The 24498-nt window shown below is 72.9% G+C and carries 18 protein-coding genes; 8 read left to right on the top strand and 10 right to left on the bottom strand.

The features are described from left to right. Positions 1-77 precede the first annotated feature (77 nt). Complete coding sequence (locus tag ACFO4E_RS09735) at positions 78-1196, top strand: acyltransferase family protein (RefSeq protein ID WP_378573047.1); 1119 nt, start codon at positions 78-80, stop codon at positions 1194-1196. Positions 1197-1347: 151 nt separating this feature from the next. On the opposite strand, the gene ACFO4E_RS09730 is transcribed toward ACFO4E_RS09735, so the two are convergent. After that, positions 1348-2349, bottom strand: coding sequence for a CDP-alcohol phosphatidyltransferase family protein (locus ACFO4E_RS09730; RefSeq protein ID WP_378573045.1), 1002 nt, complete (start codon positions 2347-2349; stop codon positions 1348-1350). Between the two features lie 229 nt (positions 2350-2578). Here ACFO4E_RS09730 and ACFO4E_RS09725 point away from each other — a divergent pair, with 229 nt between their 5' ends. Continuing rightward, on the top strand, positions 2579-4018 hold the full coding sequence (locus ACFO4E_RS09725) for a GuaB1 family IMP dehydrogenase-related protein (protein WP_378573043.1): 1440 nt from the start codon (positions 2579-2581) through the stop codon (positions 4016-4018). Between the two features lie 66 nt (positions 4019-4084). Here ACFO4E_RS09725 and ACFO4E_RS09720 read toward each other — a convergent pair whose 3' ends face one another. Continuing rightward, entirely contained in the window at positions 4085-4561 is a 477-nt protein-coding gene (locus ACFO4E_RS09720) for a nitroreductase family deazaflavin-dependent oxidoreductase (protein ID WP_378573041.1), read from the bottom strand. A gap of 590 nt (positions 4562-5151) precedes the next feature. On the opposite strand from ACFO4E_RS09720, the gene ACFO4E_RS09715 reads away from it, so the two are divergent. From ACFO4E_RS09715 to ACFO4E_RS09705, 3 genes are all read left to right on the top strand, one after another. Beyond that, positions 5152-6972, top strand: a complete 1821-nt coding sequence (locus ACFO4E_RS09715) for a substrate-binding and VWA domain-containing protein (RefSeq protein WP_378573039.1) — start codon at positions 5152-5154, stop codon at positions 6970-6972. A 170-nt stretch (positions 6973-7142) separates the two neighbouring features. Further along, positions 7143-7901: a hypothetical protein gene (locus ACFO4E_RS09710; RefSeq protein ID WP_378573037.1), complete on the top strand. Its 759-nt coding sequence runs from the start codon at positions 7143-7145 to the stop codon at positions 7899-7901. 34 nt (positions 7902-7935) lie between these two features. After that, complete coding sequence (locus tag ACFO4E_RS09705; protein WP_378573035.1) at positions 7936-8361, top strand: DUF3592 domain-containing protein; 426 nt, start codon at positions 7936-7938, stop codon at positions 8359-8361. Positions 8362-8387: 26 nt separating this feature from the next. On the opposite strand, the gene ACFO4E_RS09700 is transcribed toward ACFO4E_RS09705, so the two are convergent. The 6 genes from ACFO4E_RS09700 to ACFO4E_RS09675 all read right to left on the bottom strand — a co-directional run bounded on the left by ACFO4E_RS09700 (position 8388) and on the right by ACFO4E_RS09675 (position 17032). After that, positions 8388-9617, bottom strand: coding sequence for a cytochrome P450 (locus ACFO4E_RS09700; RefSeq protein ID WP_378573033.1), 1230 nt, complete (start codon positions 9615-9617; stop codon positions 8388-8390). A gap of 66 nt (positions 9618-9683) precedes the next feature. After that, positions 9684-11282, bottom strand: coding sequence for an acyl-CoA synthetase (locus tag ACFO4E_RS09695; protein ID WP_378573031.1), 1599 nt, complete (start codon positions 11280-11282; stop codon positions 9684-9686). Positions 11283-11343: 61 nt separating this feature from the next. Then, positions 11344-12501 (bottom strand): thiolase domain-containing protein, encoded by a 1158-nt coding sequence (locus ACFO4E_RS09690; RefSeq protein WP_378573029.1) that lies wholly within the window; start codon positions 12499-12501, stop codon positions 11344-11346. A gap of 546 nt (positions 12502-13047) precedes the next feature. Further along, a complete protein-coding gene (locus tag ACFO4E_RS09685; RefSeq protein ID WP_378573028.1) occupies positions 13048-14232 on the bottom strand; it encodes a lipid-transfer protein in 1185 nt (394 codons plus the stop codon). Beyond that, complete coding sequence (locus ACFO4E_RS09680) at positions 14229-15167, bottom strand: Zn-ribbon domain-containing OB-fold protein (protein ID WP_378573026.1); 939 nt, start codon at positions 15165-15167, stop codon at positions 14229-14231. The genes ACFO4E_RS09685 and ACFO4E_RS09680 overlap by 4 nt, the downstream gene beginning before the upstream one ends. 305 nt (positions 15168-15472) lie before the next feature. Beyond that, on the bottom strand, positions 15473-17032 hold the full coding sequence (locus tag ACFO4E_RS09675; protein ID WP_378573024.1) for an acyl-CoA synthetase: 1560 nt from the start codon (positions 17030-17032) through the stop codon (positions 15473-15475). Between the two features lie 148 nt (positions 17033-17180). Here ACFO4E_RS09675 and ACFO4E_RS09670 point away from each other — a divergent pair, with 148 nt between their 5' ends. Next, complete coding sequence (locus tag ACFO4E_RS09670; RefSeq protein WP_378573023.1) at positions 17181-17993, top strand: crotonase/enoyl-CoA hydratase family protein; 813 nt, start codon at positions 17181-17183, stop codon at positions 17991-17993. A gap of 76 nt (positions 17994-18069) precedes the next feature. Here the strand turns inward: ACFO4E_RS09670 and ACFO4E_RS09665 are convergent, their stop codons facing one another. After that, positions 18070-19143, bottom strand: a complete 1074-nt coding sequence (locus ACFO4E_RS09665; RefSeq protein ID WP_378573021.1) for a VanZ family protein — start codon at positions 19141-19143, stop codon at positions 18070-18072. Between the two features lie 234 nt (positions 19144-19377). Further along, positions 19378-20931 carry a GMC family oxidoreductase gene (locus tag ACFO4E_RS09660; protein WP_378573019.1) on the bottom strand — a complete coding sequence of 518 codons (1554 nt, stop codon included), beginning with the start codon at positions 20929-20931 and terminating at the stop codon, positions 19378-19380. A 491-nt stretch (positions 20932-21422) separates the two neighbouring features. Here ACFO4E_RS09660 and ACFO4E_RS09655 point away from each other — a divergent pair, with 491 nt between their 5' ends. After that, complete coding sequence (locus ACFO4E_RS09655; protein WP_378573017.1) at positions 21423-24023, top strand: sensor histidine kinase; 2601 nt, start codon at positions 21423-21425, stop codon at positions 24021-24023. Further along, entirely contained in the window at positions 24020-24490 is a 471-nt protein-coding gene (locus tag ACFO4E_RS09650; protein ID WP_378573015.1) for a roadblock/LC7 domain-containing protein, read from the top strand. Before ACFO4E_RS09655 ends, ACFO4E_RS09650 begins: the two co-directional genes overlap by 4 nt. The last annotated feature ends 8 nt before the right edge of the window (positions 24491-24498 follow it).

The raw sequence follows: 24498 nt of genomic DNA, 5'->3' as shown, positions 1-24498 counted from the left end.
CCGGCCATGTACGCGCCACATGCGCCCTTACGCCTCTACGTCCTAACACAGCCCCGAATCGGTGACTCGGAGACCCAGTGGCCTCAACGACCACCCAACCGCCCAGTACCCATGACCGCGGTGCCCCTGAGGGCTCCGCCCCGCCCGCCGCGACGGGCAGCACCGCGCGCCCCAAGCGCGACGCCCTGCTCGACAACGCGAAGTTCCTGCTGATCGTTCTCGTCGTCGTCGGGCACGCGATCTCGCCGACGGCCGACAGCCACTTGGCCAGCGCGGTCTACTTCTGGATCTACCTGTTCCACATGCCCGCGTTCGTGCTGATCAGCGGCTACCTGTCGAAGTCCTTCGACGGCTCGGGGCGGCGGGTCGACAAGCTGCTCACCACGGTCGCCGTGCCCTACCTGGTCTTCTGGGCCATCTACGCGCTCCAGTCACTGTCGGTGGGCCGCAGCGTGCCCGACAGCCCGGCGGATCCGCTGTGGCTCACCTGGTTCCTGGCCGCCCTGTTCGTGTGGCGGCTGACCGTCCCGCTGTGGAAGCGCATCCGCTGGCCGTTCGCTGTGGCGGTCGGCGTCTCCCTGGCGGGCGGCGCGGTCGCCACCGGCGACATCCTCGGGATCTCGCGGATCATCAGCATGACGCCCTTCTTCGTCGCCGGCCTCCTCCTGGAGCAGCGCCACTTCGACTTCCTCAGGCAGACCTGGGTCCGCGTGTGGGCGGTCGGCACCGTGCTCGTCACCACCGCCGCCTGCTACCTGTACCTGGAGCAGCTCAGCCTCGAATGGGTCTACTGGCGCGAGAGCCTGATCGACCGCGACGTCGACCTGCTGCCCGTGGGCCTGCCCGCACGGGTCGTCTTCCTGGTGCTGGCCTTCGCGCTCACCGCGGCGCTGCTCTCCCTCACGCCGCGCCGCACCACGTGGTTCACCGCCCTGGGCGCGCTGACCATGTACGTGTACCTGCTGCACGGGCTGGTCATCCGGGTCGGCGACTCGCTCGGCTGGTACGAGCTCACCAATAGCTTCGCGGGCCCATTGGGGTCCTTCGTCGTGAACACCGTCGCCGGAGTCGCCCTGACGTTCGTGCTGTGCTCGCCGTGGGTGCGCCGGGGCACGAAGTGGATCGTGGAGCCCAACGTCGGCTGGATCCTCCGCCGCGACCGCGACGACACGGCACTGAAGCGCCCCGCCGGCTGAACGGGAAGCACCGAGCGTGCCTGTGGGGCGCCGGCGACAAGGGAAGCCGCCGCCTTCAAGCGGCCCCGCAGGCTGAGTGGGGAACACCGAGCGGGGAACACCGAAGGGCCGCGTGGATGAGATCCACGCGGCCCTTCGGTGTTCGGGGGCGCTAGCCCTGGAGCCGGGCCAGCTCGGTGCTGAAATCGCGGGTGGCGAGCCACAGCTTGTAGATGATGACCAGCTCGAACGCCGCGATCGCCGCGCACGACAGCACGGTGACCGGAACGATCAGGCTGCTCACGGGGGCGACCAGGGCGACGACCGCGGTCAGCGGCGCCACCACGCAGATGAACATCTCGAACTCGATGCCGCTGAACAGGTGCGGCCGGACCCGGCTGCGCAGGAGCCGGTCGCGCACCCCTTCGTACCAGCCGAACCGGGTGCTGAACCCGCGGTGGACGTCGATCACCCGCGCCCCGCCGGCGGCCTGGGTCCCGGAGCGGACCTGGTCGTGGTCGAGGTCGGGGTTGTCGCGCAGGACCTCCTCCATGAACACCACCGGCGGCGCCTCGGCGCCGGGCCGGTCCGCGGAGGCGTCGGCGTCCTTGGGGGTCTCGGTGCTCTCGGGATCGTCGACCATCGAGTCGACGGCGCGGCCCTCGGCCGCGGCGCGCAGCTTCTCGCGCATGCTCTGCCGGGTCTTGGCGACCTGCGACCCGTTGAGGTAGCGCAGCAGATCGAGGAAGGTGACGACCGGCATGAGCATGAGGTACACGACCTCGCCGGTCGCGGCCCATTGGCCGATCAGCAGCGCCATCATGCAGCCGAAGAAGCGGATGCGGTCGAAGATGAAGTCCACCCAGGCCCCGAACACGGAGCCGTTGTTCTTGAGGCGGGCGATCTTGCCGTCCATGCAGTCGAGGACGAAGCTCAGGTGGAACAGCAGCGCACCGGCGACCAGCCAGTACCAGTCCCCCAGGGCGAAGCAGACGGCCGAGCCCAGGCCCAGCACGCCGGCGCCGAAGGTGATCTGGTTGGGCGTGATCTCCGTGCGGTTGGCCGTCCACACGACCAGCCGGGCGGCGAGCGGGTCGACCAGGAAGACCGTCCACCATGCGTCGCGGCTCTTGTAGGTGCGCTCGCGGACGTCCGCGAGTGTGAAGCTCGTCATCTCATCTCCTGCGGAACTCCCGCCGATGCCGCGTGTCGGATGTCGGCCACACACGGTGATCGATCACGATCGAAAGGGAGGGGAGGGTGGGTGTCAGCCGGGAGATCATCGCAGACGCTCTTCCCGGGAGGCTAATCAAGGCGGTCATAATTGATGGGTAAGGGGGGATTCGCATGGTCGTCGAACGCCCGTGCGTCGGTCCCCGGCGAGCTTCGACCAAGGTAGAGGCGTGCGGTTTCTCAACAACCAGGTCCCCGGCCACGATCTGACCTACAGCGACGTCTTCATGGTGCCGCGGCGATCGGCCGTCGGCTCACGGCTGGATGTGGACCTCGCGTCCCATGACGGCACGGGCACGACCATTCCCATCGTAGTCGCGAACATGACCGCCGTCGCCGGACGCCGCATGGCCGAGACCGTGGCGCGGCGCGGCGGGCTGGCGGTCATCCCGCAGGACATCCCGATCGACGTCGTGACCGACGTGATCTCGTGGACCAAGCAGCGGGACCTCGTCCACGACACCCCCATCACCCTCTCCCCCACCGGCACGATCGGCGACGCGCTGAACCTGCTGCCCAAGCGCGCGCACAACGCGGTCATCGTGATCGACGACCGCCGCCGGCCGGTCGGGGTGGTCACCGAGGCCGACTGCGTCGGTGTGGACCGGTTCACCCAGCTCCGCGAGGTCATGAGCACCGACCTGCTGACCATCGCGGCCGGCACCGACCCCACCAGCGCGTTCGGCACCCTCCACGACCGCCGGCACCGGCTGGCCCCTGTGGTCGACGGCGAGGGCGCCCTGGTGGGCGTGCTGACCCGCACCGGCGCGCTGCGGGCCACGCTGTACAAGCCCGCGGTCGACCCGAAGGGCCGGCTGCGCGTCGCGACGGCGCTGGGCGTGAACGGCGACGTCGCGGGCAAGACGGCCGAGCTGCTGGCGGCCGGGACCGACGCCCTGGTCCTCGACACCGCCCACGGCCACCAGGAGAAGATGATCACGGCGCTGCGCGCGGTCCGCGCGCTCGACCCCGACGTGCCCATCGTGGCCGGCAACATCGTGACCGCCGAGGGCACACGCGACCTGATCGAGGCCGGCGCCGATATCGTCAAGGTCGGCGTGGGGCCGGGCGCCATGTGCACGACCCGGATGATGACCGCGGTGGGCCGCCCGCAGTTCTCCGCCGTTCTGGAGTGCGCCGCCGAGGCGCGGTCGCTGGGCCGGGCGGTGTGGGCCGACGGCGGGGTGCGCCACCCGCGCGACGTCGCGCTGGCGCTGGCCGCGGGCGCCTCCAACGTGATGATCGGGTCGTGGTTCGCCGGCACCTACGAGTCGCCGGGCGACGTGATGCGCGACGCGCAGGGGCGGCTGTACAAGGAGAGCTTCGGGATGGCCTCGGCGCGCGCGGTGCGCCTGCGCACGTCCGAGGACTCCCCGTTCGACCGGGCGCGCAAGGCCCTGTTCGAGGAGGGCATCTCCACCGGCCGGATGTACCTCGACTCCGAGAGCCCCAGCGTGGAGGACCTCATCGACGAGATCATCGCCGGTGTCCGCAGCTCCATGACCTACGCGGGCGCCACCACTCTGGAGGAGTTCCACGAGCGCGCGACGGTGGGCGTGCAGAGCGCCGCCGGCTACACCGAGGGGCAGCCCGTCCAGAGCAGCTGGTAGCCCGCCGGATCAGCGGAGCGGTGCCCGGGGACCGATGGTCCCCGGGCACCGCTCGCCTACCGGCGTTCAGCAGGGTTCGCAGACGACGACGGGGATGGTGCGCTCGGTCCACGACTGGTAGTCGGCGAAGCCGGGGTGGAACGCGACCAGCCGGGGCCACAGCTCGGCGCGCTCGTCGTCGGCGGCCACCCGGGCGCGCATGCGCCGCAGCACGCTGCCGTTCTGCACCACGACCACGGGGTCGTCGAGGATGTTGCGGAACCACATCGGGTGGCGCGGCAGGCCGCCCTGCGAGGCCACGAAGACCACGCGGTCGCCGTCGGGCAGGAACAGCAGCGGGACGGTGCGCCGCCGCCCGCTCTTGCGCCCGCGGGTGGTCAGCAGGCAGACGGAGCGTCCTTTGGGGAAGAGCCGGTGCCACCGCAGGCGGCCGGTGATGAGGCCGTCGGTGGCGCGGTAGGCGACCGCGTCGACGCGCGAGATCGTCTTCAGCACGCGGGGGGTGAGCGGGGTGTCCAGCCCGTGCGGTCGGGGTGAGGGCATGGGGTCTCCTCATGAATGGGGGACCCACGACGCTACGGCCGATGACCCGCCAAGGGAACAGTGCCGGACCGACCGGAGCGGCCCGGTGCGGCGGCCCGCCGATCGGGCGCCCCGGGGAAGTCGAGGGCGGGCCCGGACGTCCGTGAGGACGTTCGAGCCCGCCGATCACCCGGGGGCCGAAGCGCGCCCTGCCGGCCCCCTGTCGCGCAGCCGGTGCGCACCCCGTATGTGCGCGATCCGACCGTGGTTCCACCGTAGGCCGCCGCCCGCCGCGGGGGCATCGGCCTCCCGGCCGATTCCGCGCTACGTCGGAAGGCGGCCCCGGCGTCATCCTCACGGCGTAGGCGCGTCATAGCGGGGGCCGGTCACCAGCCCGGCCGGCGAGGGCGCCGCGGCGGGCGGCCCCCGCTCCTCGGCCCGCCCACCCGGCCCGCGGCGGCGCGCGACGGGGTGCACGGGACGGCGCCGCTCGTGTCCGGCTCCGGACTTTCCGGCGAACCGTGACCCCTATGCGACCGGGATTCCCTACGATTCGGTGGATAAGCGAATAAAGCGGATCACGCTTGGAGCAAAGGCGGCGACGGCGGAACATGGACCACAGCACGAGGCCGGCGCGGCGCCGCATCCTCCCCTACGCGATCGTCGGCGTCATCGCGATCCTCGTGATCGCCCTCGTACGCTGGGTCGCCGTGGGGACACCGCTCCCCTTCTCCGGCGCGTTCGGCTGCGGCGACGACGCCGTGACACTGCGCGTCGCCTCCTCGCCCGAGAAGGCCGGCCTCATGCGCGAGTTCGCCGAGGACTACAGCGGCACCGAGACCGACGCGGGCTGCGTCGAGGTCGAGATCATCGAGCAGGCGTCCGGCTCGACCATGGAGGCGCTGGTCGGCGAGTGGGACGAGGCGGAGCTCGGCCCGGCGCCGGATGTCTGGACCCCGGCGAGTTCCAGCTGGCTGCAACTGGCCCGCGACCGCATGGTGGCCGCCGACCGGGAGGGCGTGCTCCCCGACGAGGCCCCGTCGATCGCCAACTCCCCGCTGGTCATCGCGATGCCGCGGCCCATGGCCGAAGCCCTCGGCTGGCCTGACGAGCCGCTGGGCTGGCACGACATCCTCGAACTCGCCGAGGACGATGAGGGCTGGGCCGGCCAGGACCACGCCGAGTGGGGCGAGTTCCGGCTCGGCAAGACCAATCCGAACTACTCCACCTCCGGGCTGCACGCCACGATCGGCGCGTACTTCGCCGCCACGGGGCTCACCTCCGACCTCACCTCCGGTGACATCGACTCCTCGGAGACCCGCGGCTTCGTCAGCGGGGTCGAGCGCTCGATCGTGCACTACGGCGACACCACGCTGACGTTCCTGTCCAACCTCCAGCGCGCGGACGACGAGGGGCGCGGCCTGTCCTACATCTCCGCCGTCGCGGTGGAGGAGATGTCGGTGCTGCACTACAACGAGGGCAATCCCACCGGCGACCCCGCCACCGCGGGCGAGCACGAGCCGCCGGAGGTCCCGTTGGCGGCCGTCTACCCCGAAGAGGGGACGGTGATCTCCGACCACCCCTACGCGGTCCTGGACTCCGCGTCGGAGCCCGCCCGCACCGCCGCCGAGTCCTTCCGCGACTACCTGCTCGACGACGCCGCCCAAGAGGCGTTCCAGGACAACGGGTTCCGCGACCACGAGGGCGCCCCGGGCGCCGATGCGGTCGCCGAGAACGGCGTCCTGCCCGACGAGCCGGGGCAGCTGCTGACCCCGCCCTCCTCCGGCGCGCTCGACGCGATGCTGGAGAACTGGGACGAGCTGCGCAAGCCCGCCAACGTGCTGCTGGTCATGGACACCTCGGGCTCGATGGAGGAATCGGTCGCGGGCACCGGGCAGAACAAGCTCGGCCTGGCCAAGGAGGCGGCGATCCGGTCGCTGGAGCAGTTCGGCGGCAACGACCACCTCGGACTGTGGATGTTCAGCACCCAGCTGGAGAGCGGGCGCGACTGGCGGGAGCTGGTCCCGCTCGGCGCCATGGACGCGGACGTCGACGGGACGGGCCGGCTCGACGCGCTCACCGAGGCGATCGACGGCCTGCCGCCCAGCGGCGGGACCGGCCTCTACGACACCGCTCTGGCCGCCCATGAGCAGGTCGGCGAGCAGTCGCGCGACGGCGCCATCAACGCGGTCGTCTTCCTCACCGACGGCCGCAACGAGGACACCGACGGCATTTCGCTGGACACCCTGCTGGAGTCGCTGGAGGGCGAGTCCGGGGAGGAGACCGTGCGCGTGTTCACCATCGGCTACGGCGACGACTCCGACATGGAGACCATGACGACCATCGCGGAGGCCACCAACGCGGCGGCCTACGACGCCTCCGATCCCGAGAGCATCGACGAGATCTTCGAAGCGGTGATCTCGAACTTCTAGCGCCGGGGGCGGCCGGTGCGTTCGAGGGCCCTCCCCGGCCGCGCGCGAGTGCTGCCGGACGCGCCCGACGGGGCACGCCGGGGAGAGCCCGCGCCGCCGAGCCCCCTCCGGCCGAGCGGAGGACCGGGCCCGGCGGTCGCGGCGGGCATGAGACGGAGAGGACGTCCGGAGTGAAGGGCTTTGCGTGGCGGCGGCTCGCCGACCCGTGGTGGCTGCTGGCGGGCGCGATCGCGGGCGGCCTGTCCTGGGCGATCGGGCTGCCGCCGCCCGCCTCCATCGGCATCGGCCTGATCATCTGGCTCACGGCCATCGTGGTGGTCGGCTACGTGTTCGGGGACCTCCGCTCCGGGGCCGCGCCCGCCGCGGGCACGGCCGGCGCGCCGACGGCGGCCGTGCCGGAGAACGGCCCCGTTGAAGGGAACGCGGGGGGCGCCGGCGCGTCCGCGGCACCGTCGGCCGCGAACGTGTACTCCACGCGGGCGCGCGCGGCCTGCGCGGCGTTCGAGGTGACCGCCGAAGGGCTGCGCGGCGGACCCGCGGGGGCGCTCGCGGAGCGGATGCTGTGGCGGTTCCGCGACACCGTCGACGCGGTCGTGTGGCTGGAGGAGAACACGCTGCTGCTGGCCGGCTACCGCGACGAGCTCGGTGCGCTGCCCGGCCAGGCCGCCCGGCACCGGCGGGTCGCCTCGCTGGTCGGCGAGGCCGAGCGCCGCACGGCCGCCGGGACCGAGGACTTGGAGGACATCACCCCCGTGTTCGCCGGGCTGACCGGCGCGATGGGCGACGGCGCCGCCGACTCCGAGCTCGACACCCTGGGCGGGCTCGCACGGCGGCTGGAGGGCGTCGGCTACGGTGTGGCCATCGCCGAACAGATGGTCGCCGAGGCGCTGGGGATCGGGGCTCCGCCCGAGCACTTCCGGTCGGCCTAGCAGAACCCGCACCCGACCGGGAACGGACGCCACCGTGCTGGACTACTACCCGTTGCTGCCCATCGGAGCAGGGCTGATCCTGCTCGCGGTCCTCCTCCGCAACCTGCGCTTCTCATCGTTCCTGGAACGCAAGGGGGTGCGGGCCGAAGGGGAGATCGTGGGCTACCAGGAGACCGCCACGACCTCGCGGATGATCGTCCGCTTCACGACCTACGACGGCCGCGAGATCCACGCCGCGCACACCAACACCGGGTGGACGGCGGCACGCGCCGGGGACGTCGTCACCGTCTCCTACCCGCCGGGGGCGCCGGAGCGGGCCCGCATCATCCGGGCGCGCTGGCTCAGCAGCGGCGTCGACATCATGTTCGGCCTCCTGGGCATCACCTTCATCGCGATCGGCCTGCTCCTGGGCTACTTCGCCTGGGACGGCTTCTGGCCCGGCGGTGAGCAGGCGGGCTGATCCACCGCTGCGGCCGTGCCGGGGCGTCACGCGTAGTGGACCGGCAGGCGCTTGACCCCGTTGATCCACGACGACCGGAACCGGGTGGGCTCGCCCGCGCGGCGGATCCGCGGCAGGTGGTCGGCGATGGCGTCGAAGATCAGCCGGATCTCCAGGCGGGCGAGGTTCGCGCCGAGGCAGTAGTGCGCCCCGGTGCCGCCGAACCCCAGGTGGGGGTTGGGGTCGCGGGTGATGTCGAAGGTGAACGGGGAGTCGAAGACCTCCTCGTCGAAGTTGGCGGAGCTGTAGTAGAGCCCGACCCGCTCGCCGCGGCGGATCGGCTGCCCGCCCAGTTCGGTGTCGGCGAGCGCGGTCCGCTGGAAGGCGATGACCGGGGTGGCCCAGCGCACGATCTCGTCGGCCGCGGTCGGCGGGCGTTCGCTGCGGTACAGCTCCCACTGCTCGGGGTGGTCCAGGAACGCCATCATGCCGTGGGTGATGGCGTTGCGGGTGGTCTCGTTGCCGGCCACGGCCAGCAGGATCACGAAGAACCCGAACTCGTCGTCGGTCAGCCCGCGGCCGTCGACGTCGGCCCGCACCAGCTTGGAGGCGATGTCGTCGCGCGGCGCCGCCCGCCGGTCGCCCGCGAGCGCCATCGCGTAGCCGAGGATCTCCGCGGCGGCCACCGCGGGGTCCACGGCGTACTCGGGGTCCTCGTAGCCCAGCATCTCGTTGGACCAGCCGAACAGGCGCTCCCGGTCCTCCTCTTCCACCCCGATCAGCTCGGCGATGGCCTGGAGCGGGAGCCGGGTCGCGATATCGGAGACGAAGTCGCCCCGCCCGCCGTCCGCCGCCTCGGCGACGATGCGCCCCGCCCGGTCCCGCAGCGCCTCCTCCATGCGCGCGATGGCACGGGGGGTGAAGCCGCGCTGCACGATCTTGCGGAGCTTGGTGTGCTCGGGCGGGTCGATGTTGATCAGCAGGTTCTGGCGCTGCACGTCCACCGCGTCGGCGGGGATCCCCTCGAAGTAGCGGATGATGGCGGTGTTGGCGTGCGTGGAGTACAGGTCGCCGTTGACCGACGCCTCCCGGACGTGCGCGTGCCGGGAGAGGATCCACAGCCCGGCGTCGTCGAAGCCCACACCGGCGGGTTGCGGGTTCCAGTGCACGGGCCGCGTGCCGCGGAGCCGGGCGAACTCCTCGTGCGGAACGCGTGCGGCGATGAGGTCGGGGTCGGTGAAGTCGAATCCGTCGGGCACCGGCGGTGGTGCGGTCATGTCGTCCCTCCCTGGGGCGTGCGTTCGGCGTTCCGGTGCGAAGGGGCGCCGGCCCTTCGCGCCCTCTCACGTCTGCGGTGCCGCGGGCTCCTCCGACGCGACCCGTCCGGCCCACCGGTAGTCGGCCTTTCCGCTGGGTGAGCGCCGCACCTCGCCCACGAAGGTGTACTGGCGGGGCGCCTTGTACCCGGCGATGCGGCCGCGCACGTGGGCGTCCAGGGCGCGGGCGCTCAGGCCGGTCCCGGAGACGACGGCCGCCACGCGCTGCCCGAACCGGGTGTCGTCGACCCCGACGACCACGGCGTCGGTGACCCCGGGGTGGCCCTTGAGCACGGACTCGACCTCTTCGGGGAAGACCTTCTCGCCGCCGGTGTTCACACACACCGACCCGCGCCCGTGCACGGCGACCGTGCCGTCGGCCTCGACGGTGGCCATGTCGCCGGTGAGGGTGTAACGCACGCCGCCGGCCTCGACGAACGTCGCCGCGGACTTGGCGGGGTCCTTGTAGTAGCCCACCGGGGTGCGCCCGGCCCGCGCCACCTGGCCGATCTCCCCCGACCCCGGCACAACGGGGCGCAGCCGGGAGTCCAGGACCGTGATCCGGTCCTCGTCGAAGCGGTAGCGCAGCCCGGTCTCGGGGGTCGCCCCCGCAACGCCCCACGCGACCAGGCCGGTCTCGGTGGAGCCGTAGTTGTCCATGATGATCCGGTTCGGGAGCTGCTTCTCCAGCCGCGCGCGGACCGACCCCGACAGGATCGCCCCGGTGGAGCTGACCACCACCAGCGAGGAGACGTCGTAGTCCCCGGCCGCCAATTCGTCGGCGAGCGGGGCGGCCATGGCGTCGCCGACGATGTTGATGGTCATCACGCGTTCGCGCTCGACGGCGCGCAGCACGTCGGCGGCGTCGAACCTGCGCACCAGCACCAGCGGCCCCGCCCCCCAGAAGGTGATGAAGGTGGCCAGCTGGGCGGCGCCGTGCATCAGCGGGGCGACCGGCATCATCACCGTTCCCGCGGGGGTCGCGGCGACCTTCTCCATGAGCGCGGCGGGGGTGGGGAGAGGGCTGCCGCCCGGGTTGCCGCCGCCGTGCCCGGCGAAGAACAGGTCCTCCTGGCGCCACATGACGCCCTTGGGCATGCCCGTCGTGCCCCCGGTGTAGATGATGTAGAGGTCGTCGCCGGAGCGCTCCGGGAACCCGCGGTCCGGCGGCTGGGCGGCCAGCGCCGATTCGTACTCCGCGGCGGAAACGGCCTCCGCCGGGATCGGGGGGCCGCCCACCGACAGCAGGTGGCGCAGGGTCGGGGCGGCGGGCAGGACGGCCGCGATCCGGTCGGCGAACTCGGCGTCGTAGACCAGGGCGGCGAGGTCGGCGTCGGCGTAGAGGTAGGCGAGTTCGTCGCTGACGTAGCGGTAGTTGACGTTGACGGGAACGGCCCGGATCTTCAGCGCGGCGAGCAGCGACTCAACGTACGGCGCCCCGTTGTACATCTGCATGCCGACGTGGTCGCCCGGGCCGATCCCGGACGCGGCGAGGTGGTGGGCCAGCCGGTTGGCGCGGGCGTCGAGTTCGGCGTAGGTGCGGCGCTCACCGCCGCAGACGAGGGCGGGGTGGTCGCCGATCCTGTCGGCGACGCCCTCGAACAGGTCCGCGAAGTTGAAGTGCATCTTGGGCCTCCCGGGGGTTGGGACCCGTGGCCGCGTCGGGCGCCCGCGTCCACGGAGCAGGTCACGGCGGTTCCGATCCGACGATCCACATGGCGAAGAACTGCGAGCCGGCCCCGTAGGCGTGGCCGAGCGCGGTGCGCGCGCCGTCGACCTGGTGCTCCCCGGCGGCCCCCCGGACCTGCTGGGCGGCCTCGGCGAAGCGGATGAGCCCGGAGGCGCCGATCGGGTTGGACGACAGCACCCCGCCCGAGGCGTTCCAGGGGATGTCGCCATCGGTCGCGGTGGCTCCGGACTCGGTGACCCGCCACCCCTCGCCCGGCCCGGCGAACCCGAGGTTCTCCAGCCACATCGGCTCGTACCAGCTGAACGGCACGTAGACCTCGGCGGTGTCGATCTCGCGGCGGGGATCGGTGATCCCGGCCTGGGCGTAGACGTCGGCCGCGCAGTCGCGGCCGGCACGGGGGTCGACCGCGTCGCGCCCGGCGAAGGAGATGGGTTCGCTGCGCATCGCCGTCCCGCGGATCCAGGCGGGGGCGCCGCGAGCGGAACGGGCGGCCTCGGCGCCGGCGATGACGACCGCGCACGCGCCGTCGGAGGAGGGGCAGGTGTCGAGGTAGCGGATGGGCTCCCACAGCATGGGCGAGGCGGCGACCGTCTCCGGGGTGATGCCGGGGATCCGCAGGTGGGCGTAGGGATTGCGGAGCGCGTTGCGCCGGTCCTTCGCGGCCACGACGTGCCCGATGTGCCCGGGTGCGCCGGACCGCTCGATGTAGGAGCGGATGAACGGAGCGAAGTAGCCGCCCGCTCCCACCACCAGTGAGGTGGAGAACGGCTGCCCGACGGTCAGCGCCCAGGTGGCGTTGGACTCGGACTGCTTCTCCCAGGCCACCACCAGCACTCGTTCGAAGGCACCGCTGCGCACGTGCCCGGCGCCGACGATGGCGGTCGACCCGCCGACCGAACCGGCGGTGTGCACCCGCAGCAGCGGCTTGCCGCGCGCGCCCAGGGCGTCGGCCAGGTACAGGTCGGGCATGACCACGCCCTCGAACAGGTCGGGCGCCTTGCCGAGGACCACGGCGTCGATGTCGCCGAAGGTCAGTCCCGCGTCCGCCAAGGCGTCCAGCGCGGCCTCGCGCACCAGCCCGGCGATCGACACGTCCCCGCGCCGCGACCGGTACCGCGTCTGCCCGACCCCGATCACCGCAGCCGCCCTACCCATCGGCCCGCCCCTTCCCTGTCGCCGCGCACGCGGCCCCCGCCTTCTCGCGGACGTCCGTCGCCGCCGCGCCGCCCTCCGCCGTCGCTCCCCCGTTCACACCCGTGCGGCTCCGGGCGCCCGCCTGCCGCGGACACACGGCGCGGGGCGGGCTCGCGGGGCCGCGGACGGCGGCGGCCCGCCCGACCACTCGCCGCGCCGCCGCGCGGCACACGCGTGCCCCTACCAGCGGCGCGGCGACGGCACCGCCGCTCCCCGTCGTCCACCGGGCCGGCGGTCCGGGGACGCGACGACCGGGAGCGGGCGTCAGGTCGTCGCCACCGCACCGGCGGCGCCCCGGGCGGACCACACGCACCGCGCCCCCGCGACGGGCGCCGGTGAACGGCCACCGGACCGGGCGGGCGCCGGCCGTCGCCCTCCCGTAGGGCGGCGCCGACGCGCGGCGGCCGTGCCCTTCCGGCGGCGGGGGCGAGGACCGTTCGCGGCCCGGCCCGGTCGCGGTGGACCCGGCGGTGTCCGGGCGGCGGGCCGTTGCGGGCCGTCGCTGGGTCATGGGGCGGCCTCCAGGACGGCGACGAGGTTGTGCTGGAGGCACGGCCCCTGCGCGGCGTGGGCCACCCCGCGTTCGGCCGTTCCGGCGGCGATGCGGCGGGCGACCTCGCCGATGCGGATCAGGCCGGTGGCCATCACGGGGTCGGCCCCGAGCGGCCCGCCCGACGGGTTCACGTCGACACCGTCGCCGAGCCCGAGCGCGGTGCGCAGCAGGATCTCCTCGTGGGCGTACCGGGCGTGCAGTTCGGCGACGTCGACCGGCCCCTCTCCGACCCCCGCCGCGGCGGCCGCCAGCTCGGCCGACTCCACCCGGGTGAGATCGCGGGCGCCGGGCGCGTGGACGTCGATGCGGTGCTCCAGGCCGCGGATCCACACCGGGCGCAGCCCGCGTCCGGCGGCGATGCGGTGCGCGGTCCGTCCCGTGGCCAGCAGGACGGCGGCGGCACCGTCGCAGGGAGGCGCGATCTCCGCGGCGCGCAGCGGGTGGACGACGGTGTCCCCGCCGGGCGACGCGCCGACGCCGGGTGCTCCCCCGGCCGGCGCCGCCCCGCCCGCGCCGGGGGCCTGATCATCGCCCGGGGGCCCGGGTGGGGGCGGTAAGCCCCCTGTCCCCGCCACCGCGGGGTTGGCCAGGGCCGCGGCCCGGGAGCGCGCCGCCACCTCGGCGAGGTCGCGCTCGCCCGCCCGGCCGGTGTCCAGCAGCGCCTGCGCCTGGAGGGCGGCCAGCGAATCCGCGTCGACGCCCAGCGGGGCGAGGTAGTAGGGGTCGAGCTGGCGGCCGAGGATCTCCGCGAGATCGCCCTGCGTCGCCTTGCCGAACCCGTAGACCAGCGCGCAGTCGACGCCGCCGTGCCGGAGCACGAGCCACGCCTCGTACAGGGCCCACGCCGCGTCCATCTCCACGTGGCTCTCGCTGATCGGCGGCCAGGCGCCCAGCGCGTCGAGCGCGCTGACGAACGAGAACGGGGCCCCGGCGAGGTAGTCGAGGCTGCCCGAGACGGTGAACCCGATGTCGCCGCGGTCGATGCCGGTCTGTTCCAGCACGTCGGCGACGACCTCGCGGACCAGGGCCACCTCGGACACCCCGGCGTCGACGGGCCGGTGCGCGGTCTGCGCGAACCCCACGACCGCGACGTCGCCGGGGTCCACCGGGCCGCCCGGAGCGGAAGAGGACGTGGTCATCGGCCGGCTCCTTCCGCGTCCTCGGGCACGAACGACGCGATGCTGGGACGGGTCCGGGTGCGCTCCTCGGGGGGCAGCCAGGCGGCGCGCACCCGCATCCCGGCGTGGACCTCGCGGACGTCGACCCCGGTGATCAGGGCGAGAAGGTCGGTGTCGGCGCCGTCGAGCCGGACGTAGCCGGTGACGAAGGGGACCTCGGGAGCGCGGGGGTCGGGTACGTGGTTGACGGAGAAGGTGACGAGGGTCCCGGTGTCGGGGAGCTCGACCGTCGCGGCGGCCGGGCTGCCGTCGGTCGGATCGAAATCACGAAGCGGCACGTACACGGTGCCGTGGCGGGACCGCATGCCGAGAATGCGCCCTTCGACCTGCGCGTCGAGGTAGCGGGCGAGCGAGTCGTCGGCGCGGATCGTGTACTCCAGCCGCCCGGGGTCGGTGATGGCGGTGACCTCGGGGCGGAAGCAGGCGATGTCGGTGATGGAGCCGACGCGTTCGGCGCGCAGCAGCGGGCGCACCCGCAGCCCGGACGTCAGCCCGCGCGGCGGCTTCGGCCCTGCGCCCGGCCCGAAGCCGACCGCGTGCAGGAGCGGGGTGTCGGCTCCGTCGAGCAGGATGAGGGCCCACGCGAAGGGGTGGTCCAGGGGGTGCGCGGGCCGCGGCGACGGCACCCACGACCACGCGGTCACCGTTCCGGCCGGCCCGACCTCGACGAATTCGCCGGTGACCGGCGAACCGTCGTGGGGGTCGTACTCGGTCGGCGGCACCAGGACCCGGCCGGAGGCGGTCCGCACCCCCATGATCCGGCCGTCGCGCAGCTCGGTCAGGAACCGGCCGATGACCGGCCCGGTGCTGCGGGTGTATCCGCCCGGGAACTCCACGACATGCCGTCCGGCGAGCGGGGCGGGAGGGCCCGGTTCGCCTTCTCGCTCAGATCGCATGGTGTTCTCTTCCCGCACTCACCCTCACTCCCTCACTCCGCGGACCCACCACCAAGCGCTCCGCGCACACGGGAGCGCCCACTCCGCTCACTCGCTCAGATCGCACGGTGTCCCCTCCCGCACTCACCCTCACTCCCTCACTCCGCGGACCCACCACCAGGCGCTCCGCGCACACAGGAGCGCCCACTCCGCTCACTCGCTCAGATCGCACGGTGTCCCCTCCCGCACTCACCCTCACTCCCTCACTCCGCGGACCCACCACCAAGCGCTCCGCGCACACGGGAGCGTCCACTCCGCTCACTCGCTCAGATCGCACGGGTGCGGCCCTTCCAATACGGGTCCCTCAGGCGGCGTTTGATGAGTTTGCCGTTGGGTTCGCGCGGCATCTCGGCGATGAAGTCGATGCTCCGGGGCCACTTCATCCGGGACAGGCGGCCCTCCAGGGAGTCGAGCAGCCGGCGGGCGAGATCAGGGCCGGGGGCGATCCCCTCGGCGGGTTCGACGACCGCTTTGACCTGCTCGCCCCAGTCGTCGTCGGGCACCCCGAAGACCGCGACGTCCATGACGTCGGGGTGGGCCATCAGCTCGTTCTCGATCTCGGCCGGGTAGATGTTGGCGCCGCCGGAGATGATGACGTCCGACGTGCGATCGCTCAGGTAGAGGTAGCCGTCGGCGTCGACGTGCCCCATGTCGCCCAGGGTGAAGAAGCCGCCGAGCCGCGCGGCCCGCGTCTTCTCCCGGTCGCCCTTGTACTCGAACGACGGGCCGGCCATCTTCATGTAGACCGTCCCCGTGGTGCCGGCCGGGACCTCCGCCCCGCTGTCGTCGGCGATGAGCAGTTCGGTGATGGGCCACGGGCGGCCGACCGAGCCCGGGTGGCTGCGCCAGTCGTCGGGGCCGGCGATGGTCCCGCCGCCCTCGGTGGCGGCGTAGTACTCGTACACGCAGTCGCCCCACCACTCGACCATTGCCGTCTTGACGGCCGGCGGGCAGGGCGCGGCGCCGTGGACCAGCCAGCGCATCGAGGAGACGTCGTAGCGCCGCCGCACCTCCGCGGGCAGCCGCAGCATCCGTTTGAAGTGGGTGGGCACCATGTGCGTGTTCGTCACCCGGTAGGCGTCGACCAGGCGCAGGGTCTCCTCCGGCGTCCACCGGTCCATGTAGACCACGGTGTGGCCCATGTGCAGCGCCGTCGTACTGAACTGGGTGACGGCGGTGTGGTAGGTCGGCGCGGTGACGAGATGGGCGTGGCCGCGGCCGGCTTCGATCCCGAAGAACCCGAACAGCCCCGTGCCCAGTTCCGCCGCCACGTCGGGGTCCAGGCCGGTGAGGGCGCGCCGCACCCCCTTGGGGCGGCCGGTGGTCCCCGAGGTGTAGTGCATGGTCAGCCCCGCGGTGCGGTCCCCGGGGGTCACCGGCGGGTATCCGGCGATGAGGTCCTCCAGGTCGGTGAACCCGGGGACGCGGCCGATGGCCACCCGCCGCTGCTCGGGCAGCCCCGCGGCGTCGGCGCCGCGCCGGCCCTCCTCTGCGAAGCGCTCGTGCACGAAGAGGGCCTTGGCGTCGCTGTCGGCGACGATGTGCCCGATCTCCGGGCCGGTCAGGTGCCAGTTGATCGGCGTGTAGTAGAGCCCCGCCTGGAGCGCCGCGAGGTAGAGGGTGAGCCCCGCGGATCCGTTGGGTGTCACCCCGCAGATGCCGTCACCCGTTCGCAGCCCCATGCCGCGCAGTGCGTGCACGAGGCGGTCGGCGCGGCCCAGGAGCGCGCCCGCCCGGTGTTCGGTGCCGTCGGGATCGACGCAGGCGAGCCGGTCCGGGTCGGCCTGCGCGAGCTTCCAGAATCCGAGCACTGCCGCGTCACTCACTGAGATCTCCCTCACATGGATGGACGCTCAAGCGTAAGTAGAGCACGTTCTCTTTTCCGTCCACAAGGAGTGTTCACCATTGGTTTTCCTGTCTAGAATTCGTTCTGATCAACAACTGTTAACGGTGTTCGCGAATCAGGAGGTCAATGTGGGTGAGCTGCTTGACATCTCCACCCCGCACTGCGAGATCCGCCGCAGCGGGCCCGTCGTCACGGTCACCATGAGCCGCCCCGAGGCGCGCAACGCGCTCTCCACCGACATGCTCGTCGGCCTCGCCGACGCGTTCGCCTACATCGACGCCGAACCGGGGGTGCGCGCCGGCGTCCTCACCGGGGCCGGCGGGGTGTTCTGCGCGGGGGCCGACCTCAAGGCGATGGGCGAGCCCTCGGCGGATCCGCGCGTGCGGCGGCGCGCGGGCGAGATCGAGAACTACCACTGGAAGGGGCTGCTGCGTGAGGCGCGGCCGGGCAAGCCCCTGGTGTCGGCGGTCGAGGGGTACGCGGTCGCGGGCGGCACCGAGCTGATCGTGGGCACCGACATCCGGATCGCGGCCGAAGGCGCCACCCTCGGCCTGTTCGAGGCGCGGCGCGGTCTCTTCCCCATGGGCGGCTCGGCGATCCGGGTCCCCCGGCAGATCCCCTACACCCACGCGATGGAGGCGCTGCTGACCGGACGCTCCTACACCGCCCGGGAGGCCGCCGATATCGGGCTGGTCACACGGGTGGTCCCCGACGGCCGGGCGCTGGAGGCGGCGCGCGCGACCGCGGAGGAGATCGCCGCCTGCGGCCCCCTGGCGGTCCAGGCGATCCTGCGCGTGCACCGGGAGACGGAGGGGCTGCCGGAGGCGGCGGCGCTGGAGATCTCCGACCGCATCGGCTGGGAGGTCATGGCCTCGGCCGACGCCCGCGAGGGCGCACTCGCATTCCGTGAGAAGCGCGCGGCCCGCTTCACCGGCGAGTGACCCCGCCCGTTGCGGAGGCGTCGTCCTGCCGCACCGGTCGCGCCGGCCGAGGCGGGGCCGGCGCGGCGCCCACCGCTCAGGCCGTGTTCGCCGGGGCTCCGGGGGTGCGGGCCGGCGTGAACCGGATGAGCCGGTCGGGCAGGCGGCCGGTCAGCGCCGAACCGGTGACCACCCGGGTGCCCGTGATGAGGTCGAACAGCCCCGCCTGGTCGCGCCGGACCAGGGCGCACGACCCGTGCAGGGCCCAGACGGCCGCCGCCCACCACGGCAGGCCGACGGCGAACAGCACGGCCGCGGGCGTATAGAGGAGCGCCCCGCGCAGCGCGGCCCGCCACCGCGCGGCCGGGCTCGGCCGCCCCCGCCCGGCGAGCGCGACCCCCACGGCGGCGCGGCCGGGTGCGCTGCGATCGGTGCGCAGCAGCGGAACGAGCACCCCGAAGGCCACCGCGAGGGCGAGCAGGAGCACGGCCCGCACCTGTCCGGCCTGTCCCGGGGGGACGACGCCGGCGGCCACGGCGACGCCGGCCGACAGCATGGCCCCGTACCACCACATCGCCACGTCCAGGGCGTGGCCGAGGAAGCGCCGGGAGAGCCCCGGGGGCATGAGGTCGGCGATCGCGCCCGGCCACGCGCGCGGGAGCAGCGCGGCGGCGGCGCCGCCCAGTACCCAGCCCAGCACCGCGCCCGCGCAGGCGAGAACGATGTCGCCGGTCGCCGCGACGCGGTAGGGGCAGGGGTAGGCGCCCAGCAGGGCGGAGCCCTGTACGAGTTCGATCCCGCCCGCCAGCAGCGCGGCGATCGCGAGCGTGGAGGGCAGGCCGCGCCGGTAGCGGTAGCGGGCGAGCAGGCCGACGGGCAGGAACACCGCCGCCGCGACCGCGGCGTCGGCGGCCGCCGCCCAGGTCTCGGGCCGGCGCGCGAGAGGCGCGAGTGCGGCGGGGGCGCCGCCGTCGAGGGCGCAGAGGCCGTCGATCCCGCGCGGCAGGGGCCAGACCGCGTAGGCGGCCAGTCCGATCCCCGTGCACAGGACCGCCGCGGTCACCATGCCCTGCCAGCCCTGGATGCGCCCGTACCCGCCGAAGTGGCGCCGCAGGAACAGCGTGGAACCGAGCACGACCGCGAAGGCGACCCCCGGGACCGCGATCGCCATCGCGGGGGACCCATCGGCGAAAAACCCTCCCATAGGGACATGAGGTTAGCGACGATGCGCGCGTCATGGGCGAGAACGGCGAAACCGCCCGGGATCTCTCCGCGGTCGCTTCTGCGGAGGGATCCCGGGCGGTCGACGACCGGCGGGGCACGGTCGCGGGGGCTCTCCCGCCCCCCGGGCGGGAGGGCCCCGATGCGCCTGTCCCGATGCCGGGGGCCGGCCCCCGCTGGGCGGCTACGGCGCGGTGCGGCCGGCGATGAGGTCGGCGGCGCGCTCGGCGATCATGACGGTGGGGGCGTTGGTGTTGCCGCGGACGATGGTGGGCATCACCGACGCGTCGACGACCCGCAGGCCATCGACCCCCTTGACCCGCAGGTCCTCGTCGACCACCGCGCCGATGGCACAGGTGCCCACCGGGTGGAAGATGCTCGACAGGGTGCAGCGGGCGAACCGGAGGATGGAGTCGTCGTCGGTCCCCTCGGGTGCGCTGATCGGGGCGCCGCGGAACTTGGCGAGCGCGGGCTGCTCGACGATCTCCAGCGCCTGGCGGATCGCCCGCACGACTGTCCGGCGGTCCTCCTCGGTGGTGAGGTAGTTGTGCAGGATGCGCGGTTTCGCCGTGGGGTTGGGGCCGCGCAGGGTGACCCGGCCGCGGCTGGTGGGGCGCAGCAGGGTCGGTGCGACGGTGAAGGCGTGGTGGACCGGCGCCCCGAGCCCTTCCTCCACGAGCATGACCGCGCCGGCGTGCACCTGGATGTCGGGGGCGGTGAGGTCGGGGGCGGTGCGGTAGAACCCGGTTGCCTCGGCGATGTTCGAGGTCAGGGGTCCGCGGCCTTCGCCGAAGAGGAGGGCGATGTTCTCGGGGGTGCCCGCGGTCGACAGGCTCTCCTCGTCGGTCTGGTAGACGAGGCCGAAGAAGACGTGGTCCTGGAGGTTGTCGCCGACGGGCAGGTCGGCCACCGGGGCGATGCCCAGCGGCGCCAGCTCCGCGCTGTGGCCGATGCCCGAGAGCATCAGCAGCTGCGGGGAGTTGTAGGTGCCCGCGGAGAGCACGACCTCACGCTCGGCGCGCACCTCGCTGCGCTCCTGGCCGTTCAGCACCTCGACGCCGACCGCCCGGCCGTCCTCGATGAGGACGCGGGTGACCGTGGTGCCGGTCATCACGGTCAGGTTGGGGCGCTCGGCGGCGGGGTGCAGATAGGCGTCGGCGGTACTCTGCCGCAGGCCGTTGTCCTGGGTCACCTGGAGCCAGCCGAACCCGTCCTGCGAGGGCCCGTTGACGTCGTCGTTGCGCTCGTGCCCCGCCTGCGCGGCGGCGTCGAGCACCGCCTCCATGAGCGGGTGCTTGAACCGCAGGTCGCGGACCTTGAGCGGGCCGCCCGCGCCGTGCAGGTCGCCGGCGCCGCGCTCGTTGTCCTCGGACCGCTTGAAGTAGGGCAGGACGTCGTCCCAGCCCCAGCCGCGCGCGCCCGCGCCGGCCCATTCGTCGTAGTCGGCCGGGTTCCCGCGCATGTAGATCATCGCGTTGATGGAGGAGGACCCGCCCAAGGTGCGCCCGCGGGGGAGGTTGCGCCGGCGGCCGTCGAGCCCGGGTTCGGGCTCGGTCGCGTAGTCCCAGTCCAGCGGGGTCTTGAAGTGCTGGGGCCAGGCCATGGGGATCTTGATCTCGGGGGCGGAGTCGGGCGGCCCGGCCTCGATCAGTAGGACGCTGACATCGGGGTCCGCGGTGAGCCGCGCAGCCAGGACGCACCCCGCCGAACCCGCACCGACGATCACGAAATCGTACAAGCGATCCTCCATAGCCTCAGACGTGAGTGAGAAGGCTACAGCGACCGAAAGCAGTCGAGGAGGGGTTTGAGGTGAACAAATCATCTGGTGGGGGACATCGCACCGCACTGATTCGGACATTTGAACCAATTGACGCATTTCACCCAGTCGGTTCGATGTCGACGCGAGGTGCGGCGTTGCGGGCTCATCCGTCCCGGATCGTCCTCCTGCGGTTTGACACGCTATCGTGTGCGGGCATTGCCGCCGAATCGCCCGACATGATGTATCGCAGTACCCTTCTCCCGAAGCGAGCGGAAGAGGCCCTGAAATGCCCCGAAACTCGCTGAACGCCCCGTGTGAGATGCCCTCCGATCGTCCGCTCCCGCCTCGGCCCTTCCCCCGTTCCGGACCACGCCGGTCCCCCGGGACGCGAGGCACCAGGCACGCCGCGCGGCCGTCGGGCGGCTCCCCATCCCCGTCCCGCACATCCCGTGATGCGCCCTAGGAGAATCGTGCAGTCAGCGAAGAGAAAGCGGACCGCGAGTATCCGGCAGCGATCGCGCCGAGCGGTGCTGATGCCCGCGGCGGCCTTCGTCGCTCTCTGGCTCACCGTCAGCGCCTACCTGGTATTCGAGGCAGTCCAGATGGTGGGGGCCGCCCGGGCTCTCGACGAACTGTCGACCCCCGCCGCGGTCTCCCTGGTCTCCGTCATGGACGAGCGCTCCCAGACGGTCGCCTACCTGGAGAACCCCGAGAACCGCGCGCAGCTGGAGGAGACCCGGGCCGCCTCCGACGAGCTCACCCAGGACGTCTTCGACCGGTTCGAGCCGTTCCGCGACCTCGCCTCGCCGGCCATCCGCGAGCGGATCGCCGAGTTCGAGACCCAGTACCTCGGCATCAGCGACATCCGCGGCAGGGTCGACGACGACTCGGCCTCCCGTGAGGAGGTCCTGGAGGACTACAACCGGGTGATGGTGGTCGCGGCCAACCTCTTCGACGAGCAGTCGCGGGGCCACCCCGAGTCCCAGGCGATCGGCCCCGGCCTCAGCGCGACCAACACCTTCCGCGTGGTCGACCTCCTCGCCCAGAGCGACGCCCAGCTGACCCGCAGCTTCGCCAGCGGCGAGCTCACCGCCGAGGACCAGCGCGAGTTCACCCGGCTGACCAGCTCCTACCACGTCATCCTCGACTCCATCAGCGACTTCATGAGCCCGGAGCAGTCCCGCAAGGTCGACGCCCTGCTGGAGAGCGAGGACTACACCCGCCTGGTCGAGTTCGAGAACCAGATCATCGAGCGCGAGGTCACGACCTCGGTCGACCCGATCACCCTCGAAGAGACCGCCGATACCTCGATCCCCGTCGACCAGGAGGACTGGGCCGCCGTCTACTTCCCGGTAAAGGACGCGCTCACCGACATCGGCGCCAACGAGTCCTACCACGCCGCCGACATCCAGTCCGAGGCGTCCACCCTGTGGCTGAGCCTGGCGCTGTTCGGGACCGTCGGGGTCGCGGCCCTCGGTTTCGGCGCGATCTCCTACGCCTTCCGCACCACCAACGACACCGTGAACCGGCTGGGCCGGCTGCGCGACGAGACCGACAAGCGCGCCAACGAGGCGCTGGCCGACATGGCCTCCCGGCTGCGGCGCAACGAAGCGTTCGACACCGCGTCCGTCCCGGCGCTCACCGTCGGGGCCGACGACGAGATCGGCATGGTCGCTCAGTCCTTCGACAAGGCCCACCGGTTCGCCGTGGACGCCGCGGTCCGCCAGTCGGAGCTGCGGCAGGGCGTCAACCGCGTGTTCCTGAACATCGCCCACCGCAGCCAGACGCTCATCCACCGCCAGTTGCGGCTGCTGGACCGGATGGAGCGCGACCAGGAGGACCCCGAGCAGCTCACCGAGCTCTTCAAGCTCGACCACCTCGCCACCCGCTCCCGCCGCAACGCCGAGAACCTGCTCATCCTCGGCGGCGAGACCCCGGGCCGCACGTGGCACCGGCCCATGCCGCTCGTCGACGTGCTGCGCGGCGCGATCTCGGAATCCGGCGACTACACCCGCGTGGAGCGCCAGCGCATCGCTCGGGTCGCGCTCAAGGGCCCGGCGGTCGCCGACGTCATCCACTTGGTCGCCGAGCTCGTCGACAACGCCACCACCTTCTCCCCGCCGCAGAGCCAGGTCCGGCTGAGCGGCGAGCAGGTGCCCAACGGCGTGGTCATCGAGATCGAGGACCGCGGCCTGGGCATGCAGGAGGAGGAGTTCGCGGCCCACAACGAGGCCCTGGCCAGCCCGCCCGAGTTCGACGTCATGCGGCTCAACGACAAGATGCGGCTGGGCCTGTTCGTGGTCTCGCGCCTGGCGCAGCGCCACGACATCAAGGTGCAGCTGCGGCCGTCGGCCTACGGCGGCGTCCAGGCCATCGTGCTGCTGCCGACGGAGCTGATCGCGGGCGACCCGCCCACCCTCCCGGGCGCGTTCGGCGACGCCGGCGAGCAACCGTGGTCCCCGGACCAGGAGGCGCCGCGGATCTCGCGCGCGGTCGACACCCTCACCCCCGCCGAGCCCGATCTCTCCACCGCCCACCGCATCGGCGGCGCGAACGGCTCGGCCGCGGGCGGCGACGTCCTCGCCGAGAACGGCCGCACCCCCGCCGCGATGTCATCCCCGACCGCTCTGCCCGCAACCGACCCCGGCGACGCTCCGGAACGCACCCACCGCGGCGGCCCCTCCGCGCGCGGCACGGCGGAGGCGCCGCGCACCACCGCGTCGGGCCTGCCCCGCCGGGCCCCCGCCGCGAACGGCGATGGCACCGAATCCGACGGCGCGCACGCCAACGGCGCCGCACCCGCCACGGCCGCCGCCCCGCCCACGACACCTGCCACACCCGACGGCGACTCCCGGCCCGCCCTGCCCAAGCGGACCCCCCAGGCCCATCTGGCCCCTCAGCTCTACGACGCCCCGCCTGCTCCGCCCGCGGCGACGGCCCCCGCAGCTGAGGAGAAGGACCGTTCGGCACGCCTGCGCCGCAACATGGCGGCGTTCCAGCAGGGCACACGTCGAGGACGCCGTGACGGGCAACAGCGCCAGAACGACACCGAGAAGGATTCGCGACCGTGACGAACACCCCCGCAAAGGACCTGAACTGGCTGCTCGACGAGCTGGTGGAGCGGGCCGTCGGCGCCAAGTACGCCGTCGTCCTCTCCGCCGACGGCCTGCTCATCGGCCGGTCCCACCAGCTGGCGACCGATGACGCCGAGCACCTCTCCGCCGTCGCCTCGGCCTTCCAGAGCCTCGCCCGCGGGACCGGCCGGCAGTTCGGGGGCGGGAGGGTGCTCCAGACCGTCGTGGAGATGGAGCAGGCGTACCTCTTCGTCACCGGTGCCGGCAACGGCGCCTGCCTGGCCGTAATCTCCGAGGAGACCTCCGATGTCGGCCTGATCGCCTACGAGATGAACGTGCTCATCGAGCAGGTGGGCCGCTTCCTGGACTCCGCGCCCCGGCACGAGGGCTCGGCCGACACCGCCGAAACCGCCGACTCCGTCGGCTCCGTCAATGGACGGGCTTCCGGCAATTCAGCAGGTTAGGGGAGGGC

The organism is Nocardiopsis mangrovi (assembly GCF_042653925.1).
Lineage (GTDB): Bacteria > Actinomycetota > Actinomycetes > Streptosporangiales > Streptosporangiaceae > Nocardiopsis_B > Nocardiopsis_B mangrovi.
Note: the sequence above shows the minus strand (reverse complement) of the source record. Positions and strands in the feature narration are given on the sequence as shown.

Coding starts and splice junctions, on each gene's coding strand:
- ACFO4E_RS09730 (WP_378573045.1), bottom strand. CDS start 2,349: ATGACGAGCTTCACACTCGCGGACGTCCGCGAGCGCACCTACAAGAGC.
- ACFO4E_RS09720 (WP_378573041.1), bottom strand. CDS start 4,561: ATGCCCTCACCCCGACCGCACGGGCTGGACACCCCGCTCACCCCCCGC.
- ACFO4E_RS09715 (WP_378573039.1), top strand. CDS start 5,152: ATGGACCACAGCACGAGGCCGGCGCGGCGCCGCATCCTCCCCTACGCG.
- ACFO4E_RS09700 (WP_378573033.1), bottom strand. CDS start 9,617: ATGACCGCACCACCGCCGGTGCCCGACGGATTCGACTTCACCGACCCC.
- ACFO4E_RS09695 (WP_378573031.1), bottom strand. CDS start 11,282: ATGCACTTCAACTTCGCGGACCTGTTCGAGGGCGTCGCCGACAGGATC.
- ACFO4E_RS09690 (WP_378573029.1), bottom strand. CDS start 12,501: ATGGGTAGGGCGGCTGCGGTGATCGGGGTCGGGCAGACGCGGTACCGG.
- ACFO4E_RS09685 (WP_378573028.1), bottom strand. CDS start 14,232: ATGACCACGTCCTCTTCCGCTCCGGGCGGCCCGGTGGACCCCGGCGAC.
- ACFO4E_RS09680 (WP_378573026.1), bottom strand. CDS start 15,167: ATGCGATCTGAGCGAGAAGGCGAACCGGGCCCTCCCGCCCCGCTCGCC.
- ACFO4E_RS09665 (WP_378573021.1), bottom strand. CDS start 19,143: ATGGCGATCGCGGTCCCGGGGGTCGCCTTCGCGGTCGTGCTCGGTTCC.